Raw genomic sequence first — 19,661 nt, 5'->3', positions numbered from 1 at the left:
GGCGGCTTATCCTGATCACCGAAGCGGTCGTGCTCGGCGCAATCCAATGCGCTGCCATTATCGGTCTTGTCTGGTTCGTGCTGCCGTGAGCCCCACCCGCGAGCAGGAGCTGTGGGCCTTGATCCTCTGGGTGGAAAAGCATCACGGGGAAGATGGCACCGCGTATATCACCGAGAGGATTGGGCACTTCACCGCTACAGACGAGAGCGGCGGGGTAGAATTATGGGAAGGCGTCGAGCAGCGGTTTGCCAGGCTTACCGTAGCGACGGAAGATCAACCGCACTGAGCCTGCGCGTGATTCAACCTCACGCTGCCTGCCTGCTCGAGGTCGGCGTTTTTTCCGCTTTCGATGGTCGCCCTCAGGCTCCTATGCCCGGCCAACGACGTCAAAGGATCGTCGATCCGGCACAAAGCTAGGTGCGTCCTTTCTGGATGTTTTTACCCAGCAAGCAGACGGGCCTCTACCAGCCCATATGCCGCCGTCTGTAAAGCAATTTTAACCGACAGCTGCCCGACCCCAAATCGGCCATTCGCCTTAGTTTCTCACGGCGACGAATGCCAACGGAGCCAGTGCGATGATTTCGTCTATGATCTCTTCGGTAACCTTCAGTGCCAGGGGGAAATCGCCTGGCGTATCGATGCCGTAGAGGTCAGATGGGTCCGGACGATGATGACCGAGCATATACTTGCCCTCGATCCAGGCAGTGCGGCCGAGGCGATCGCGGCCCAGCTGAGCCATGGACCGGCGAATGAGTTTCAACCCAGCCTCGCGATCGTCCGGAAGCCCAAGCGCGTCCTGCATCGCCTCGAACGCCTTCCGAACCGACGCGACGGTCACGAAGAAACCTTGTGTATCGTCCAGGAGCGGTGCCACCTGACGGGCAATCGGAACCGTCGGACGATACTTGCGAGTCTGAGCGCGCCCCCTGGGATTGAGGTTGAGCAACCGGCGTTTCGACTGCCACTGGGCGCGCTTTCTGTCGGTCGAAACATCATGCGCTGCATCCGGGCGTGCCCAAGTCGCAACGCTGATCTGCAGAAAGCGCAAAAGGTTGTGACGGTCCGCGACGCGTTTCCCATAGGCTTTGTCGCTCTCTCCATCCTTTCTGGGCGGCTCAGTGCAATAGCGGAACATATCAGCGAGCTCCGATACCGACGCACGGTAGGTCGGAGTGTGGCTTACCTCGGTATGCTTCTTCGGTTTAAACTGGGCGCCCTTTCGAATGTGCTCCTTCTTCTTAGCGTAGTTGATGGTAGCCGCTAGCTGCCTAACGCTTGCTTCGACAGTCCCGGGAGCACGTTCCCGTGTCGAACCATTGCCGTCTTCTACGGGGATCAAGATATTCCATTCTCGGAATTCTTCGATCCAATCTTCGTCTACCTCGTTACAAAGCGTTGCTAGTGCATCGTTTTGCGTAAGGTAATCAAGCACATGAGCGAGCCGTGGCCGGATGGAGCTGATGCTTGATTTACTCTGTCTGGCGGCTACGTATGCTTCGATCGCTTCGGTAAGCAGATAGCTGTCGTCCGTGGTGATCGGTTGGCCGCAAGCGTAACATACGGCCCGTCCTTTTTCGTTTGCGAGGTAGAGCGCGTCGAGCTGCAGTTCAGCTACTTCAGCATCCGCCGTGCCCGTCGACTTGCTTCGTTGGCGTCCTGCAGCTGCGTCATACCAGACAATCTGGAGATAGGGGGATCGGAGGGTGCCATCACGCTTCCGATCGTAGACGAGCTTGTATTCTCCCCGTTCGTAGAGGGGCTTCTCCGTTTTGCGCATTCTAACCTCTGTTCTTTTGCGGCCTCGGCCAAAATGAGCTCGCCGACGCCAATCTCGTTGAGCCGGTCGAGAGCGCAGGGATCGAGCCGAAGCCCTTTTCCCTTCTCGCTGCTCTTCGACCACTTCCGGGCGATCTCACCCAAAGACTGCTCCACGGTTCGCTCCTGCAAATTCACTCGCCAACTCAGCTGATTGGACTTGTAGGATCGGCTGGAATGTGATTGTGCAAACTCGACCCATGCCTGTTCAAGGACCACCTCGATTTTCGCGGAGCGACCTCGATGTTGGGGTTGCGAATCGTTTGAAGAAAATCCGCGAATCGAAGCGGATGTCTCGGAAGGACCTAGCGGTAGCGGCAAGGATTTCAGCCAAGACGCTGGCAAGGCATGAGCAGGGAAGGCAACGCCCCAGCGAACCCGCACTTCGTCGATTGGCGACGGCGCTAGGCGTTCAGATCTACGATCTGGCTCCAAGCTGGAAGGACGACGACCTGAACAGGATTACGACTGGCGTTGCGCATCCTGGGATCGGATTGAGATTGCTCAGGAAAGAATTGGGCGTATCTTTGGAAAGTGCTGCGCGGGCGGCTGGAGTGGATGTAAGCACCTTATCCAGATTTGAGCGGGGTAGGCACGCATCTCATAAGCTTGCTAAAAAAGTTGAGGGCCGAATAGATTATCGACTGGTATTAAAGTCAGACGCGCTTGCTGAGCTTCTTAGGTTCGGCGATGCTGAATCATTGACTTACGCGTGCGAGGAAATGGAAATCCAGTGTCCATGACCAACCAGTTAGCTCAGTAAGACGCCTCTCTCAGAGATCTTGGTGAGCAGGGAGCGTGTCTGCCACACGAACAATCCGAACCGAGCAGTATATTGTGAGGTCAGCTTATGAGCCGGACCCTTATCTTTTGACAGGAACGTTCGTTGTGCGCCGGGCCGACGATGTCCGAAATTCGCCAGCACGGCGCATAGAGGTGTTATGGTCAGGCCGCGAGATCGAATCCGTCGGCGATCTCTTGCTGGAGCCTGTCGGTATATGCCCTTAGTTCACAGGCCAGCGCATGATCTGGCCGCTTCCGCAGGAAGCCATCGACTAACGCGATGATCGCTGGCTCGAGCCGGAGTCCGTTTGTGCCTTGGACAACAAGCCATCCCAGCTTCGCGATCGAGAGCAGCAAACAATCCAGCTCGACATGATCGCTCAAGGACTGCCAGGCGCCACCGCTTACCGGGCGTCTGACCCCAGATTTGGCCGCGACCAGCGAGAAAGGCACGCCCATACGCAGCAATACCTGGCTGAGGTGGCTCCAGGTTCGCCCGCCGCCCTTGATTTGCAAGCCGAGGTCGAGGTGCGGCCGCGGCCCCTTGCGGCCGGGCCGATCGATCAGTTGCGGAGGCAATCGCAGGCCATGCGTCATGCCCGCCAAGAGCAAGACCGGGACATCCGTGGCGAGGCCGCCATAGGTGACGATCGGCTTGTCCTCGTGCGCGCGCAGGTAATCGAATAGCTGGCTAACGACGCCTTCCTCGTCCCCCCAGTCGAACTCCGACCAACTACGGACCTCACCGGTAGACACCCTGCCTTCGTCGTCGAGGCTGAACGGGAAGACGCCAGCGGCCATTACCCGCTTGACCGCGACGGCCCGGTGATCCGATTTCGAATCCATGGCCTTGTGTGCTTTGTGCAGTTCCTCATCCCAGTGAAACTCTGCGTCGAGCGCGATGTAGTTTTTTGCCATGTGCATTTTCCTTTCCATAGCTGTTGGCATCATCACGCTTCGTCAGAAGGGGAGTGGGCGCGCCTGATCGATTGCGCGCCAGGCCTGAAAAGCTGAGCCCAGTGAGGTCCGGTCGTTGTCGCGACAGCAGGTCGTCAGGAAGGTCAGCCAGAGCACCTGCGTCTCATCGGCGGCACGCCGCGCCTGCGCGAGGGGCGACGAAGCGGGATCTGCGCGCTCGATAGCGTAGGTTGTCGCAGTCTCGTCGAGGATCGCCTCGCGGAAGGTAACCGGCACCACATCGAGATCGACGCGCTGCCGCTCGATGAGCTGCAGGTCCGAGGGAGAGAATGGCATCGCTACTGACACCTCCCGCGGCATATGGAATGACCCAGGGAGAGCCTTGCAGATCAAGGTGGCATCGGCCGGGATGCTCTTGGCGATGCCTTCGATGATATCGGAACGGCTCGTCTCGCGCTTGAACGCGTAGTGCTCGCTGACGAAGCGGACACCCCATTCTGGGCATTTGATGATGGTGAAGATCGCGATGCTGCGTATGGGGGAACGATAACGGGGCTCGGCTCGATCGCGCACGATCTCCAGAGTGGCGAGCACGCCCGGATGGCGGATGGGTGAGAGGTTCATGATGGTGGCTTCCTGTCGGTAAAGACGACACGGGCGGCGCCTCCCGTAGGAGACGCCGCCCGTGCGCGGTTGGTAGGGATGGATTGGATCAGGCTGCGGCTGCGGCGGTCACGTTGCCGCGGCTGTCGAGAAAGACGTCGCCGCAACGTGCCCCGGCGGGGCCGACGAGCGGCCCGAGGGCTTCTGCGGTCGCCGCGATACGCTCGGCAGCGCGACGGTGATTGCGGGGTCTCTTCGTTGGGGCTTCGATGGGAAGCTCGGCGAGGATCCCGCGCCGGTCGATTGCAAATTGCCGCTCGCGGTCTTCGGCCATCAGAACGATAGGCTCATCATAGCCGATGGACGATGGCACGACCTTGCTCGCCAGCACTTGGTGATGATGCCGCAAAAGCAGGAGATAGGACTCCGGGGTAACCGCTTCTTCGTCCGCGTAGACTGCGATCACGCAGTCCTGTCGCTGCTCCGCGACCCTCTCCGCTGCGACACGAAGAATCAGTTCATCGAGGCCGGTGACGGACGCGAAGCAGACAGACGAGGCAACCTTGCCACCAAGGGCAAGGCCGAGTTCGAGCTGCAGCGCGCTAGCGTTGGCCCGACGGACATCGTGTCCGCCGGTTTGGAGGGTATTCATACGTATTTCCTTGTGTTCGAGAGACGGCCTTTCAGGCCGGAGCTTTTTCCATTCTCAGGAGTCAGCTCACTCTCACCGCAGAAAATCAGGCACGGTAACCTTAGGAACCGTGGGCACCCACGTCCCGCTCGCACGGTATCGTTCGCCCGCAGGTAGCGGGACCACGACGGGCCGTTTACCGATGGTCTGCCGATACCAGCGATACTCCGAACGGAAGTCTGCTGGCCGGACATGCTTGTGCCAAAGCTTGTGCGCGCGTTCTGGCGCCCAGCGATAGCGGCGTTCCTTGAGCTCGTCCTTGAACGGGTATGGAGCGCCGCATGCCTCAAACCGCCAGGCTGGTGCTTCCAAGGCAGAGAGGACCTTTGCCATGACCGACTTGCCATCGTTACAGACGTGATCGAGCAGCTCGATGAGCGCGAGCACATCGTCCTTCGCACGATGGGCGCAGGGCATATAGTAGCCCGCCTGTGCGAGCAGATAACCTTGCTGTCCCGGCTCGAACCCGAGCTGCCGCCACCGCACATCGGTCATGGCGCATCCCCACGGCACTGGGACGTGGCTGCCTATAAGTTTCTCGACGAACACGCGATCAAACTGCGCGTTAAATGCGACCACCCCATCACAATACTCGAGGAGCGCGATCAGCTGCTTGGAAGAGATAGAATGACCCGAAAGGTCGGAATCGGTGAGACCGGTCAGCTCGATGATCTCTGACGACAACGGATGCCCGGGGTCCACCATCCCTGTCATCACGGTCTCGATCCCGACGATCCGTCCTTCCTTGTTGACCAGCACGATGGCAGTGCACAGCTCGATAATCTGATGCTTCGCTGCATTGAGGCCGGTCGTCTCGCAATCCAACACGCAGACGCGCCGGACTATTTCGCCGTCCGGTGCCGTGCGGGGCCAGGCATCCCGAGGGCGCACTGGGTAGATGATGCGACGCTCGTCTTTGTGTGCGTCATTGCTGCCAGATGCCTCCGGCAAATGCTGTAATCGGTTCATGGAATTTCCTCGCGTAGCGAGGCCAGCCGAAGGGCTTTTCCCCTCTACCACCAGCCTCGGACAGCGACGCTGGCCAGCGGAATTTTCCTAATGCGGATCCATGAAACGGTGCCGGATAATCATCGGACGAGCCCGGCCTGCATAGCAGCGGTCGCTTGTATGCGGTCGGTGTGTCTCTGTGCTTGCGCTGCAAGACGTGCCCTGTCTCCGCTCGACAAATCTATTTCGGCAGTCCCGACCTCGGCGACCTGACGCTCCAGCGTCCATGCGCAGCGGTCAAGCTCGCGTCCTAAGGCCGCCAATGTGGAACCTTGTTCGGATTGCCGGCGGGCAGCGTCATGTGCCGCTTCAGCGTGCTGCCATGCCAAAAATTCCGCAGCCAAAGGCTTTATCGGCTGAGCTCTCTGCGTCAGTATGGGAGTCGATCCCTTGGCATCAATCCTGTCACCTCCTGTTCCCGTCTCCGGCACTGATCGCGCTGCATGTTGGGTGTGATCGTCGCTCGACGTAGTAGTGCGGTCCTGACTATTCGGTTGGTGCTGGGCACCATCCGACGTCTTCCCAGCCATTCGTCCAACGCCAAACCGATCTCGGTTGGCGGCGATCAGAGTTATCCCATACGAGGCAGCGACACGGGTCGCCACCTTCCATTCGCTCTTATTTAGCCCAGTGGCGCTGACCACCATGGTCTCGCGCGCTGCGAAGAGAGCCATCGTTTTACTCAATTCGCTAGCGCTTGCTCGTCCAATCAGAACTATCCGATTGCCGAAATCGACAATGCGGCTTGGCCCCATCAACGATCCTCGCCGTTGATAGATGATCCGGCGTTTGCTCGGCGCAGCTATATAAACGTCGTCAGGCTGTGCCCTGATCTGATTGTGAACCGTTGAAACGGGCGCCTCGAAGATTCGCGCACCGACATGAGCGAACATTACTTCACCCGGATCGGGCGGCAACTCGCCTTGCCGCCAGGCCTCCAATGACGGGAAGATACACGCGCTCCGCCCAGATGCGATTGCTCCGTTCAGCTGCGGGGTTCGTAGCAGAGCCATTCGAACACTGCGCGTTATCCCATTCAAGCGCTCAATATATTCTGCCCTCATGGCTGCATAGTGGGGACGATCTGGGCTCCCATCGACCGCTCTCGAATACCGTGGTGAAGCGTCCGTGCCAAACTCGTCCGGCAGTTCCCCGTATTTCGCCCGAAGCATGCCGTAGCTCCACCGACGTATGACCGAACACCGCACGAATTCATCTCGCGCCTCCCCGGTTTCGCCTTTTGTCGTCACACGATACACCGCACCTGATCCCTTCTTGCTTAGCGAGATCCCCTCGTGCTGAAGGGCCTTCAGAAGGTCTGTCAGATTGTCATGGCTCTCGATGAGCCCCGGAACTACGCGTCGAACGATACGCTCGGCGGACTCGATTCCCGTTTTGGTCTCTTTGTTCCGCGCTGCAGATGAGAGCTTGTTGGTCGGGAAATAGCGATCAGGCCAAGAGGATGGATCGTCGGCAGGACCAATGTCGGTTTGCTCGTCCAGAACCAAGCGCCCCTTCTGCACCTGCCAGCGTGCATTCACTTCGCGCGACCATCCGGTTTCCGCTTCGAGAACGGCCAGCATCTGGTGAGCCCGAATGATATCGTATTTCAGTGGATCGACAATCTCGCCCGTATCCTTGTCAATGCGGAGCACGACGAGATGAATATGTTCGTTGTCAGTGTCCCGATGGAGCGCCGCCACCGCTGGACAATTTTGAAGCCCAAGCCCTCTCAGAAGCGTATCGACCGTCGCGTCGAGGTGCTCGCCAAAGCTTTCTTCTTCGCGAAGACTCACAATGTAATGTTCGACGACATCGATGGTCGGATCAGCGTCCTCGATCAATGCGCCCATCTCGGCAGCAATGAGCGTCGCATCGTCCGACCGCAGATTGCGCTTGCACGTTGCTGCAACCTCTTCCTTGTGAGCGTTACGCCACGCATAACGCAGAAGATCGGCATGGTAAGCATCAACGGCAGTTTCCATGACGGCTGAAGCAAGGTCGCGGAGGTCTGCCCGCCAGGCATAATGGATGAGACCGGTCGCTTTGCTCCGGAGGCTTTGCACCATCGCGCTATTCGGACCTCGGCGATGAACCTTGTAAACAGTAGTCACGACCCGTCCTCGCCGACTTTATCCTGATGCCTCGTTTCGAGGAGGCTCAGGGCATCTTTGAGGAGCGTATCAACGGCTTCGATCTCTGTGGCGGGAAGACCGCGCGCTACAGCGAGGTGAATGGCACGAACGGTTTTGGCGATCGCTCTTCTTTCGTTTATCCGGCTCCAGCTTTGATCTTCGAGGACCATCCTTGCGGCATATTTGCCGATCGAGAGTTGGCCAGCGCGCTTCTGAACCGCTGCGACCTGATGATCGTTCAAGCGAAAATGAAATACGTTGCTGGCCATTTCACTTCCCTCCCGATGCGAGAAGGCAAAGCCGCCGAGCAGCACAAGGTGTATACACCTTGCATCCTGCGTAAATATAAGGGCTATTCGGGGGCCTAACGGGCCACGAGATCGCATACTTAGGCTGAGCGAAGGTTCTTCCAGGCGATCGACCGGCGACAGCGAAGGCAGTCGCCAGGGTGTTCGCGCGGGGACCAATAGGCGATCCACAGGGGCTTGCGAGGCTTTCCGCCGGGGAGCGATGGCATCCCCGGCGAGTACAAGCTCCACTATTGAGATCGCTTTCGAGAGCAGCGGTCATTCGGGTCATTTGAATCCCTCCATCGCGCGCTGAAAGGCTCGTGCTGCGGCGAGGGTTTCGATGTCCGAGCCCGCGCTGAGCAATTGATGGAAGGCTTCATACTTTCCGTAATTTCGGATCAACGCTTGGTCGGTGACATCCGACAGTTTCTGAAGGGTTGTCATGGTTCGACGGGGGCGCCGGTCCTCAGGAATAGATAACCCCGATACTTTCCCATCGAAAACACTCTGCATCACGGCCTGCTGCGAAGCATCCAAGAGCCATTGCCCGATATGCCCCCCTGCGAGCCGATAATCCGGCTCGGGGCTCAGGTAGAGATCCGCGATTGAGCCAGAGTGCTCACGCACCAGAGCCATAATGCCCGAGGGTAGGTGGTCGAGTTCCGAGACTTGAACTCCTATGGGAACATCAAGGTCGTCGAACCTACCGGACTGATTCTGATGGTTCTTCACGACGTGAACCTCGAACCCTTCGTTCAGCAGATTACGCGCAGTTCTCGCCGCAGTCTTATTGCCGTGAATTTTGAGCGGTGTGGTCGGAACGACGACAACCATGTTTCCGCCGCGCGCTGTAATTTCAGCGTTGAGCGCTGCTCCGAATGGTAGCGGATCATATTCTTCGCTGCTGGGATTTGCCCCTACATCGATCAGGAACAATTCCCGGTTCTCTACACGCGAGATGATCCTCACGGCATCTTGTGGAAGGGAATTGGCAGCGATGATATTGGCATCGCTAAGCGCATGTTTGATCGCTTGGTTGCCACGATCTTGGCTGGCAAGCACAACGTCCGTGCCGTTGATCTGAGCCAATCCCTCGATCACTTGCGTGACAAGGGTTTTGCCCACTCCTCCGGCAGGGTTGATGATCCATACGACTTTTTTGAGAATGGGAGAGCTGTTCACAGCATTTCCTCCCCGCTGAAGGTGTCGTCCGTAAGCGACCGGGCCTTGTTAGCTGCTTCGTGCGGCGATGGAGCGGGAGTGTTAGTTGTGGAGCTCTGCGGTGAACTGTGGCCACCGGACTCGCGCACCTCACCGTGCCTCCTGGCACGCTCAAGGTCGCGCCAATTTCCGAAGACGCGGTTCATCGCTCGCTCTATTGCAGACGGCTGCGCGCTGTTAAGCGGATGTTGCGCGATAATTGCAGCTGTTGTGGACTTGTCGAATCCTTTCTCCAAGCATTCAAAGAAACGTTTCTCGCTGAGTTTAAGCACTTCTTCGCAGGTTAGGGCGAGGGGCTCCGTTTCCTCATGCCCGGCGAGTTTCGCCAAATCAGCGAGTGGGAGGTTATCGAACTGGTGTTGTGTGAGAGCTAATTGATTGCCTCTTGCAGCATCGTCATTTCTGTCTTTCACAGATCATTCCTCTGGTTTGTGTTTGGAAAAGCCCAAACTTACCAGGTTATAGGTAGATTGATCGAAAAGGAGAAACGCGCAGGAAAAATTTTTTCTGACGCATACCTTGTGAGGTCTTCTTTGACAGAGATCAGATTAATTTTTTTGGTTTGCGCGCGCCGCGAAACTAGAGCAGATCATCGAGGAATTCGCTGCCCGGAGTGATGCCACTTACGAGCAGTTGATCACGTGCACGTGTGCACGCGACGTAGAGCAAGTGTCGCTCCGTCTCGTATACGCTTTCCATCTCGGCAACATCGCCAATTGAGGCCAAACGATGTGGATCAGGGATCACGTCTTCATCACATGCCATCACAGCTACGGCCCGAAATTCGAGCCCTTTCGCGTCGTGCATGACACCGACGATCGGTGACTCGGAAGCCTTCAATGCCGCGGCGGCATTTTCGGACACTTGGCGAGCTCGAGGAACCTGGTCTGGGCCGCGCACCAGCACGGCTATTTCCCGGGGCGCTATCCCAGATGAAATACACTTTTGAAGCCAACCGCTGACGACATCCGCCTCGGTGTCGCTATCATCCAGCAGCCGAACTTCCGGAACCGGGCCATCAAAGATTGACACCGTGCCACGCCGACCCTCCTCCACGCCATCCAAGTCCGTAATCGCGGGTGGGAGAAGGCGGTCTGCCATCGCCCTGATCTGGTGTGACGTGCGGTAATTCACTTTCAGCGAATGGCTTCGACCGCGGATGTCGAGGCCCAGCTTCGACCAGCTAAAGGGAAGCCGGAATATGCGCTGCCCGATATCGCCGGCGAGAAAGAGGGCATCGTCTCGCCCATTGCCTACTGCGGCGAGGAAGCGGACCTGTGCGACGGTGAGATCCTGCGCTTCGTCGACGACGACATGTTCGAAGGGGATTGTGCCGCCGTCCTGAAGCCACCCCGTCAAGCGGTCATAAATCATAGCGCGGGTTACCAAGCCACGCTCGGCCATCCGGTTTCGGATGTGGTCGAATACGGCCCACGCTGCCTCCCGCTGCTTCGGACCCAATCGAGTGCGTCGACCTATCCGGGGAAGTGTGGCGTAGCTCTCCGGGTCGGTTACGCCCCAAGCATCTACCAGCTCCTGCCATTCTTCCAGCAGAAATAGCGTTGAAAGTTCGCCGCCGAGGCCTGCCGATATGGCTTCCTCAATCAGCGCCCGTATCTGGCCATGGTCGACAAGATCTGGCTCGCCGAACTGCTGGCAATACAGCTCCACCGCTGCTTCATCGAGCGGCCGGACCGTAATGCGCTCACGCAACTCGGGGACAGCCTGCGTCTGGATTTCGAGCTTTGCGGACAGGGCTCGCGCAAGCTCTTGGGAGAAGGTGGTAAGGAGAACGCGCGCGGTCTCGCTCTGCTCTGCGAGATGCACAGCGCGATGCAGTGCCACGATGGTCTTACCTGTTCCCGCTGATCCGGTAATGCGCGTCGGGCCAGTCACTTTCCGCCGCACCAACTCCCGCTGCGCCGGGTGCAGGAAGACTGCCCATTTTTCGAAGGGAGCATCAAGCGCCGCGGTGAGTTCGTCGACGTTGTCGAATACACGGAAGCGACGCAGTGCGTCGGGATGGGCGTAGGGATCGGCACCCGGTTCGGCCGGGGTGACAATATGATCCTCAAGTTTCCCGCCCGTCGCGAAATCATAGAGGGCCTCGGCAGCCTCCGCCGGAAGTCGGTCGAATAGACTATCGATTTCGGACTCTGGCATCTCCTGCACATGGCTCAGCCATTCTCGCGGCACGCCGACATCGAGGAGCTGGTCGTCCGTCAACGACCAAAAGGGCTGGACCACTTCTCCAGCAGTTTCCGTCGCGCTGGAATGGTCACCGTATTCAGGCTCGGCCTTCTCTTGACCCTCAATCACTTCCACGATCTGCATAGCGCCGGATCGTTCGTGGGGAATGAACTTACGTCGCTCCGCCCATCGGTAGGCGTCATTGTGGTGGCCGACATACGCCAGCAGGTTGTCGTCGCCGTCACGCCGCAGGATGATACGCAAGTCCCGCGATACCCGCGCCGACCAGACCTTGTCGTCCCCTGCTCTGGTAAGGCGTTCTAGGCTAAGCCCCGTGCCCTTCGGGTCCATCATGAGATCTACGGTCGTGATCTTCACCTGCTTCTGCTCTTGGTGGGTGAGCTTGGCGAGCGCATCAGCGAAGGTGGAGGCGTAAAGGAGCGTCATCTGCGGCCTTTTAAGCCTTCGACTGCCTGGTGGCAGAGTCGTTGGATTTGTAAGCTGCCTGTCGGGCCTGTTCGGCCAGGCGGAGTTCGTCCTCAAGGCGTTTCAAGTCCTTGCGCGCTTTCATCAACTCCGTCTCCACCCGCTTTACAATCTTGTCTGATTGCAAACGCCACTGCTTGATCGAGAGGCCTGCTTGGCGGGCTTCTTGAAGTGTCAGATGGCCGGCAAATTCAGGGTGCTTCCGCTTTATCTTCCGCTTTCCCGCCTTCGTTCTGGCGCCAACTTTCTTGCCAATGCCAACAAACGAACCGTGGACACCAGCCCATCCTGACCCACCAACCCGCCGTCGACCGGCCATCCCTTAAACCTCCAGCACCTTCATCACCTCGTCGCCGAGGTGGTTAACCACCTTCACTGCCACACGGCCATCCTGCGGCTTCGCAAATGGCCGTGAACGCACGCGGTTGAGGCTGTCCCAAGCGTCTTGGTTCACCTCGACCCTCAGCGTCGTCTTCAGCGCCTTGTAGGGGTCGTTGGCGCCGGGGAAGTAGGCATGGCGGACAAAGAAGCTTTCGTAGTTGTAGTCGGTATCGATGAACCACACGGCGATATCGTCGGCGTCGCCGCTTTCGATCTGGCCGCCCTTATACATATCGACGCCCATTACCTCGATGCTGACCATGCCATCGCCCTCATCATGAAGCACAATGTCAGGCTCGCCGAATACGGTGAAGAGGTTGCCTGCGCCGGTATTGGCCAGGTCGGGCATGTGCAGATCGGGATTGATACGCGCCTGAAGGACGGTAAGCGGCCCCATCTTCGTGACTTCGCCTGCATGGGCATCGAAGTTGAAGGCCGCTGCGATCAGCAGGTCGAAGCCATTGTCCTGTGCCTCGCGGGCTGCGGCCACAACCTGTGGTCGCGTGATCGTGCCATATTCGGGTCCGATAAAGACTGCTGCACGGCGGGTAGGGCCGGCTTCGGTTTCTTCCTCGTCCTCGGCTTCTGTCAGCGATTTCTGGCGAACAATGCCTTCGGCGACGATCCACTCACCTGGCCACAGCTTCATGCTTTCGAAGACGAGCTTGTCGTCCCTTGCGCGCTGCTGGACGCCTGAGCGCTTGAGGTTTTCCAGCACCATCTCGGCGAAGTCAGCGCGCTCGCCGCTCTCGCCTTTCTTGGCCCTGCCCTCCGCTGCCTCGATCTCGTCGAACAGGCTGTCGTCCACGTCCACGGCGGGGACGCGGTGGGGGCTGAGGCTCTCCACCGTGAATGGGCCGGCCACTCGGACGCGGCTCTTATCCTCGTAGGGCTGGTCGTAGAGATATTCGGTGTCAGCCTTGGCAGCGATGCTGGCATCGATTTCCTGCTGGCGTTCGATGCGCAGCTTCCACCATTCGGCGTGCAGCTTCTCGCATTCCGGGTCGTTCCAGGGATCGACCGGATGTTCGGGCAGCGTGTCGAGCGTGTAGTCGCGTTCCAGCTCCTCGTTGACGGCATTGAGCCACCTGGTGCGAGTCGCCGCGCTGGCGCTTTCGCTGCGCGCCTTTTCCAGCGCCTTGGCTGCGGCCTCGGGCCACGGCGAGCCGGGTTCGCGCGGCATGGTCCATTCCTCGAACGGCGGGAGGTCGGGGTCGGAGCCGTCGCGACCGCGCATAGCGTTGATCTCGGCGCGCAAGGGTTCGAGCTTTTCCTGATACTCCTCCCAGATCGTGTCGATCTCGGCATTGTTGGCGATGCTTTTGAGCGTGATGTGCGGCACGCGCTTGTAGACGAAGCCCTGGCGGATGCGGCCCTGCGTCGGCGTGTCGCGCGGCGCTTGCCGAGTGATCTCGCCTTCCTTCACCTGCCCCTCGCGGCTGTCGGCGAGCAGATACCAGGGATAGCGTGCGCCCATGATCCGCGCCCGGGCGAGCGCGAGCGCGACACGGCTCGTGTCGATCGTGATCCACCGCCGCCCCCACTGCTCGGCGACATAGGCGGTAGTGCCCGAACCGCAGGTGGGATCGAGCACCAGATCGCCGGGATCGGAGCTCATCAGGATGCAGCGTTGGATAACTTTCGCATTAGTTTGAACGATGAAAATCTTATCGGACGCAAAACCCGCTATACCAGTATCCGGCCAAACGGCAGAGATTGGGCTGACCGCGAAATCATTGATATCTCTGACGTAATAGACGCCAGTGGTTGCTTCGATACGTCCCGCCTTCGAAAGGCGATCAAGACCAGATAGAGTCGCTTTCCAATGACGATCTTTTCCTGAATGAAATGATCGCCCTTCGAAATTGAAATTGCCAGTCGTATCCTTCCTAACACCTTGGCTTACTAGATTATCCAGACGATACTGCCGAGCCCCGTCTGGTAAGGATGATGGTAAAGCTTTCTCGTCCGGCGTCATTCCTCGCTTCTGTCCATCGGCAAGCCACACCTTTGAGTATGGCCCACTGGCCTGCTCTTCTGGATTTTTAAACTGCCAAGGATCGCGGTATTTGGTGACGGATCGATTTCGCCCATACCAGAGGATATAATCGTAAGGGTTTGAGAGCAGTTCGGTCGCTGTGCCGCCCGAGGTGGCGTAAGCGATCTGGCTACAGAAGTTCTCGTCCCCGAACACCTCGTCCATCAGCGCCCGCACGCGGTGGACATTCTCATCACCGATCTGGACGAAGACGCTCCCGCTCTCGGTCAGCAGGTCGCGCGCCACGGTCAGGCGGTCGCGCAGATAGGTGAGGTAGGAGTGGATGCCGTCCGCCCAGGTGTCGCGGAAGGCCTTCACCTGCTCGGGCTCGCGCGTCAGGTGGTCGGCCTTGCCGTCCTTCACGTCGCGACTGGTTGTGGACCACTGGAAGTTGGAGTTGAACTTGATGCCATAGGGCGGGTCGATATAGATGCACTGCACCTGGCCCTTCAGCCCCTCGCGCTCGGCCAGCGATGCCATCACCTTCAGCCCGTCGCCCAGGATCATGCGGTTCGACCAGTGCTGGTCGTGCGCATAGAACTCGGTCCGCGCTTCGGGCTCGACGCCGTTGAAATCGGCGAAGAGATCGGGTGCGTCATCGGGTTCGTCGCGCTGGCTGGCGCGCTTCAGATCCTCGATCAGCGCCTTGGGATGGATCTTCTCCTGGATATAGAGCGGCGGCGCCTCGACGATCAGGTCCGACCAGTCCTCCACGTCCTTCCCCCGCCACACCAGCTGCGGATCGAGATCACGATTGCGCCGCTCGTAAGCGACCTCGATTGGCCGCTTCGTCTCGGCATCGACGAAGGTTTCAAGCTCCGCCGTGGGCGCGTTCTTGCGGGTCGCCTCGTCGTGCGTAAGCGTTTCGACGCGGAGGGGTTTCTTGGGTGAGCGGGCCATTATTTCTTCCTTTGGAAATGCCAGCACACAACTTGGCGTTCAAACTGTTGGCGCGCTTCTGAGTAGCTCATCAATTCCACTTTGGGTTTGCCTAGCGCATCAGTCACCAGAGCCAGCTCCCAGAGATCATCCGCGCGACCATGGTCATCTTCGTTTCGTGAGAGGAAGAAGTGGCCGACGAGGTTTTGCGTGCCCTTCACCTCTACGTGCCTTTCCTTCCGTGACTTCTTGTGGACGAAGAGAAGATCGAAGCCGCAATTATCCTTCTGGCGATCAACGCATTCATACTTGCTGCCCAAATGGTTGATTACGGCCTTCACGGCAGCATCCTCCACCTCCTTTCGGCGTTCGAAATCCGCACAGATGCCACCCTTGCTCTCTTTAGAAGCATTGCGCAGTGCGCCTTCCTTGATCCAGACATCACGGACCTGCAGCAAGTCCTTCGCAAGCTCTTCGCGCCACTCGCCTTCCTCACCATTGCCACGGAGATAAAAGACAGGCGCGCGCTTGGTTCGCACGCCTTTGAAGCTGAAGGTCCGTTGGCTTGCGGGGATCATTTGCGCCTCTGGCGCACGCAAAGTGTAAGAGTATTGGCCACCTTGGACGTCCAGCTCTAGCGTAGGTGGCGTTTCCTCATATTCTGGACGCGGAATGTATTCGCCCATGAACTCTGCGTTCTCATACCAACCAACAAGATAAATCCCGCTGGCGTTCGGCTTTTTGGCCACCGCAAACACCAACCACCCATCGCGATCCTTTGGCGAAGGGGCTGCCCAATGTTCGCCTATGGGCGGGGTGTATCCATAGAAATATGCATCAGGCCCAGGCTTAAAATTGTAGCTCTCGTGGCTCTCTTCGTTTTCCTCGATGTTGGCGTGGTCACCCTGCGCCAGCTCACCCTGATATTCGTCGCACCAAGCAGTTTTGATAATTGCGATCTTGTTGAATGTGGCCATTGCCTAAGCTTTTCCCCACGCCATCGATCCATTCGGTAATGACGCCCTCGAACTCGGTCTGGATCGTCCACTTGTCAGTGAACTCGGCAAAGGCCCAGCGCCCCATTGTCCCGAGATTGTTCACCCCGGGCACCCAGTAGGTCGCCATCGTGTCAGCTTTGTCCTTGGCGTCTTCATTGCGGAACCCTTTGATCTCGACGACGAGGTTGAGCGGGTCGCCCGCTTCGCTCCCATCATCGATTTGCAGGATGAAGTCCGGCCGATATCGGCGGCCTTCGCCGCCAGCGCGATAGGGCACCTCGAAGCCGAGGTTGTGATTCTTGACCCACGCCAGCACGCGTGGATGTGCGTCGGCGACGCGGCAGAATTCGAGCTCCCAATCGCTGTCCGCGATCGCGTAGTTGATGTGGCATTTCGGGCCCGTCTCGTATCGGTCCTGGCTCGTATTGAAGCCGACATGCCGGGTCGAACCTTCCCGGTTGTAGGGATCGAGCATGGCAATCACGCGGTTGCCACCTTCGGCCCCACGCGTAATCGCCGCCATGATCCGATCGGCCACCCGGTCCGCGATGTCGTAGTAAAGCAGCTGCGCTTGCTGCGTATTGCCCTTGCAGACGAGATGATCGCTCATCCAGCGACGCACGATCTTGCGCATTTCCATGATGAGGGCCGGGTTCGGAACCTCGCCATCCTCGGTGAGGCGACGCCGGACGATGCGATCCGCGAGTCGAAGCTGGATAGTTGCCGGGCGAGTATCCGCGAGATGATCGAGGTTCATCTCGGCCTCTTCGCCCACGATTCCCGAATTCACCGTTTGGGCTGCTCCGACAAGATCAGGCGTCAGCTCCAGCGTGGAGTCAGCGGTGAACTCGGCCCTGAGAGTATCGCGCGGAAGTTCGGTCCGATATCCTTCGACCCGCGGGAAGCGGATTTCGACGTTGTCGCGCTCCGGGCTGATCGCCTCGACACGCACCATGGGCGGCGGGGGCTTGATCGTGGCAGTCTGGGGCTGCGCCGTGAAATCGAAGGGTATGCCGAATATGTCGGCGTATTCGACGTCGAAGCGATCCTCGTCGTTCAATCGGTAGGAAACACGCCGCAATGCGCGGCCGATGACCTGCTCGCAAAGAAGCTGCGTGCCGAACGCGCGGACGCCAAGAACGTGAGTGACCGTATTCGCATCCCAACCCTCGGTCAGCATCGATACCGACACAACGCATCGTATGGCCTCGCCCAGCTGGCCGGGACGACCGACGGTGTTCATGACCTCGCGCAGGATAGCGGTGTCGTCGATCTTCTCAGCCGCAGCCCGATCGCCGGTGCGCTGGACCAGTTCGTCCTTGAAACGGGCGATCTCGGGCTCTGCTGCGGCTTTGAACTCGGCGCTGATAGCCTCGCCGCTCTCGATCTGTTGGCTATCTATCAGCAGTGTCCGCATCTTCGGCAGCGCAACACCATCCGGGTCGAAATTGCGGAACAGCTTGCAGGCACCAGCCATGAGGCGCTTGTTGCCGTCCTTGTCCTCGATCTCGTAGCCGGCGATGTAATCGTGAACCAGCTTGCTGGTGGCCGTGTTGTTACAGACGACGATGAAGACCGGCTCGACGCCGAGGCCGTGTTCCTTCCAGGTCTCGAACGTCTTCTCATAGTGCCCGTAAAGTGCGTCTATCGCGGAGAGAAGTTCGTTGGGAAGCTTCTGCGGATCATCGAAGCCCGATTTGGCGCGCCCCTTTTTGGGAAGCTTCGTCCCGACATGCTCCCACAGGTTACGGAACATGGGTGTATCGCCGCCTTCGACGTTGTCCATGATGGGCACGCGCGGCAATTTGACGATTCCGCACTCGATGGCGTCCATCAGCGAGAAATCGCTCATCACCCAGCCGAAGAGCGAACCTTCCCTGTATCCTGATCCCCGCAGAAAGAAGGGCGTCGCCGACAGGTCGTAGACCATGTTGAGTCCGAGTGTCCGTTTGACCGCTTCGAGCCCGCTGATCCAGAGGCGCGCCGCTTCATTGGCTTCCTTGGCCTCCGCCTTTTCGTCGCCTTTCAGCGCCTTTTCCTCTTCCGGCGACAGCGGGCGTTCGCGATAGCAGTGATGCGCTTCGTCGTTGAGGACGACGATGTTCTTCATGCCCATTAAGGGGCCGGCCACCCGCCGGAGCATGGAGCCGTCGCTCTCCTGCTTGGGCTCGGTGGCCAAGGCTGCCTGCTGGACCTTGTTGAGGCTCACCTCGTCCTTCTTCTTGAAAGCGTGGTAGTTGGTAATGACGATTTTCGCCTGGCCGAGATCGCGGAGCATATCCTCCGGCACGATGTGCCGTGTGCTGTAATAGCTCTCGGGATCGTTCGGTTGCAGCACGCGCAGGCGGTCCTTGATGGTGATGCCGGGGGCGACGATCAGGAAACCCCTGGAGAAGCGCTTGGCGTTGGGATGTCGAACGGCGTTGAGCGTGTGCCATGCGATGAGCATCGCCATGACCGTAGTCTTGCCAGCGCCCGTCGCCAGCTTCAGCGCCATTCGGACCAGATCCGGATTCGACGCCTCGTTGGCCGCAAACAGGTGCTCCCAGTAGCGCTGCGCGGTAGCGAGCTTCGCTTTCCGCCCCTTATGCTCAGGCTTACCCGCCACTTCGGTCAGCCAAATCACCGTCTCGACTGCCTCGATCTGGCAAAAGAACGGCGGGAGCGGCATTTCGCCAGAGCGCCAGTGCCGTAGGAGACGCGCGGTAGTCGGCGTTACCTGCCACTGGCTTTCAGGAAGATCGCGCCAAGTATCGACGGCCTGCCTTATGCCGTTGATGATTTCCGTGGGATCATAGATGTCGCCCTGCGAGTCCGCGAAAATGTCCGCCTGTGCGGAGCTCTTTCCGCGGGTCGCTCTCGGCTTGGGTATCGGTGTGGTAAGATCGCTACGACGCCTTCCGCTTTCCACCACGCCGGTGGGTTGTCCCGCGTCCCCTAGTTGCCAGTGGCGGTCTGGCCGCCGGTAAGGTGAGTTGAGGATAGGGGAATCGAAAAATGCCTCGGTGCTCACCTTGCCCCCACCCATATCTCAAGACGTCGCGCTACAGTCGCGCGCGCAATTTCAAGCGATTATCTGAGACCGATAACTGCCTTCATCCGCCAACAAAATCGACCCCTGATTCTTCTATTTCCATGGAGGCAATGCGGTCCTGATCGAAAAACCATCAATCGGGAATGGCAGTCGCGAGAGCAGCGCGGGGATTTGGCGCCTTGCTCCGAAGC

General features: G+C 58.9%; 16 protein-coding genes. 3 read left to right on the top strand and 13 right to left on the bottom strand.

From position 1 onward, the window contains the following. Positions 1-85 precede the first annotated feature (85 nt). Complete coding sequence (locus tag AAG612_RS09970; RefSeq protein ID WP_342509779.1) at positions 86-286, top strand: DUF6961 family protein; 201 nt, start codon at positions 86-88, stop codon at positions 284-286. 249 nt (positions 287-535) lie between these two features. On the opposite strand, the gene AAG612_RS09965 is transcribed toward AAG612_RS09970, so the two are convergent. Then, a complete protein-coding gene (locus AAG612_RS09965) occupies positions 536-1,777 on the bottom strand; it encodes a phage integrase SAM-like domain-containing protein (RefSeq protein WP_342509777.1) in 1,242 nt (413 codons plus the stop codon). Between the two features lie 238 nt (positions 1,778-2,015). On the opposite strand from AAG612_RS09965, the gene AAG612_RS16320 reads away from it, so the two are divergent. After that, on the top strand, positions 2,016-2,558 hold the full coding sequence (locus AAG612_RS16320) for a helix-turn-helix domain-containing protein (protein WP_425341845.1): 543 nt from the start codon (positions 2,016-2,018) through the stop codon (positions 2,556-2,558). A 202-nt stretch (positions 2,559-2,760) separates the two neighbouring features. Here AAG612_RS16320 and AAG612_RS09960 read toward each other — a convergent pair whose 3' ends face one another. The 5 genes from AAG612_RS09960 to AAG612_RS09940 form a co-directional block, all read right to left on the bottom strand. Then, positions 2,761-3,516: a 3'-5' exonuclease family protein gene (locus AAG612_RS09960; RefSeq protein ID WP_342509775.1), complete on the bottom strand. Its 756-nt coding sequence runs from the start codon at positions 3,514-3,516 to the stop codon at positions 2,761-2,763. Positions 3,517-3,558: 42 nt separating this feature from the next. Next, a complete protein-coding gene (locus AAG612_RS09955) occupies positions 3,559-4,140 on the bottom strand; it encodes a hypothetical protein (protein WP_342509773.1) in 582 nt (193 codons plus the stop codon). 88 nt (positions 4,141-4,228) lie between these two features. After that, the gene (locus tag AAG612_RS09950) at positions 4,229-4,771 is read right to left on the bottom strand and encodes a hypothetical protein (protein WP_342509771.1); all 543 of its coding nucleotides are present in this window, start codon (positions 4,769-4,771) and stop codon (positions 4,229-4,231) included. A 72-nt stretch (positions 4,772-4,843) separates the two neighbouring features. Beyond that, entirely contained in the window at positions 4,844-5,779 is a 936-nt protein-coding gene (locus AAG612_RS09945; protein ID WP_342509770.1) for a 3'-5' exonuclease, read from the bottom strand. Positions 5,780-5,898: 119 nt separating this feature from the next. Then, positions 5,899-7,803, bottom strand: a complete 1,905-nt coding sequence (locus AAG612_RS09940) for a relaxase/mobilization nuclease domain-containing protein (RefSeq protein ID WP_342509769.1) — start codon at positions 7,801-7,803, stop codon at positions 5,899-5,901. Positions 7,804-7,958: 155 nt separating this feature from the next. On the opposite strand from AAG612_RS09940, the gene AAG612_RS09935 reads away from it, so the two are divergent. Next, positions 7,959-8,321, top strand: a complete 363-nt coding sequence (locus AAG612_RS09935; RefSeq protein WP_342509767.1) for a hypothetical protein — start codon at positions 7,959-7,961, stop codon at positions 8,319-8,321. Between the two features lie 207 nt (positions 8,322-8,528). Here the strand turns inward: AAG612_RS09935 and AAG612_RS09930 are convergent, their stop codons facing one another. The 7 genes from AAG612_RS09930 to AAG612_RS09900 all read right to left on the bottom strand — a co-directional run bounded on the left by AAG612_RS09930 (position 8,529) and on the right by AAG612_RS09900 (position 19,449). Continuing rightward, complete coding sequence (locus AAG612_RS09930; RefSeq protein WP_342509765.1) at positions 8,529-9,425, bottom strand: hypothetical protein; 897 nt, start codon at positions 9,423-9,425, stop codon at positions 8,529-8,531. Continuing rightward, on the bottom strand, positions 9,422-9,877 hold the full coding sequence (locus tag AAG612_RS09925) for a hypothetical protein (protein WP_342509763.1): 456 nt from the start codon (positions 9,875-9,877) through the stop codon (positions 9,422-9,424). Before AAG612_RS09925 ends, AAG612_RS09930 begins: the two co-directional genes overlap by 4 nt. 166 nt (positions 9,878-10,043) lie before the next feature. Then, a complete protein-coding gene (locus tag AAG612_RS09920) occupies positions 10,044-12,101 on the bottom strand; it encodes a UvrD-helicase domain-containing protein (RefSeq protein ID WP_342509761.1) in 2,058 nt (685 codons plus the stop codon). A 10-nt stretch (positions 12,102-12,111) separates the two neighbouring features. Beyond that, positions 12,112-12,459, bottom strand: a complete 348-nt coding sequence (locus tag AAG612_RS09915) for a hypothetical protein (RefSeq protein ID WP_342509759.1) — start codon at positions 12,457-12,459, stop codon at positions 12,112-12,114. 3 nt (positions 12,460-12,462) lie between these two features. After that, positions 12,463-15,459 carry a site-specific DNA-methyltransferase gene (locus tag AAG612_RS09910; protein WP_342509757.1) on the bottom strand — a complete coding sequence of 999 codons (2,997 nt, stop codon included), beginning with the start codon at positions 15,457-15,459 and terminating at the stop codon, positions 12,463-12,465. Beyond that, positions 15,459-16,415: a protein NO VEIN domain-containing protein gene (locus AAG612_RS09905; RefSeq protein ID WP_342509756.1), complete on the bottom strand. Its 957-nt coding sequence runs from the start codon at positions 16,413-16,415 to the stop codon at positions 15,459-15,461. The genes AAG612_RS09910 and AAG612_RS09905 overlap by 1 nt, the downstream gene beginning before the upstream one ends. After that, complete coding sequence (locus AAG612_RS09900; protein ID WP_342509754.1) at positions 16,354-19,449, bottom strand: BPTD_3080 family restriction endonuclease; 3,096 nt, start codon at positions 19,447-19,449, stop codon at positions 16,354-16,356. The genes AAG612_RS09905 and AAG612_RS09900 overlap by 62 nt, the downstream gene beginning before the upstream one ends. Positions 19,450-19,661: the final 212 nt, after the last annotated feature.

It is taken from the genome of Citromicrobium bathyomarinum (assembly GCF_038594605.1).
GTDB classification, from domain to species: Bacteria; Pseudomonadota; Alphaproteobacteria; order Sphingomonadales; family Sphingomonadaceae; genus Alteriqipengyuania; species Alteriqipengyuania bathyomarina_B.
This window is presented reverse-complemented; position numbering and strand designations above follow the sequence as displayed.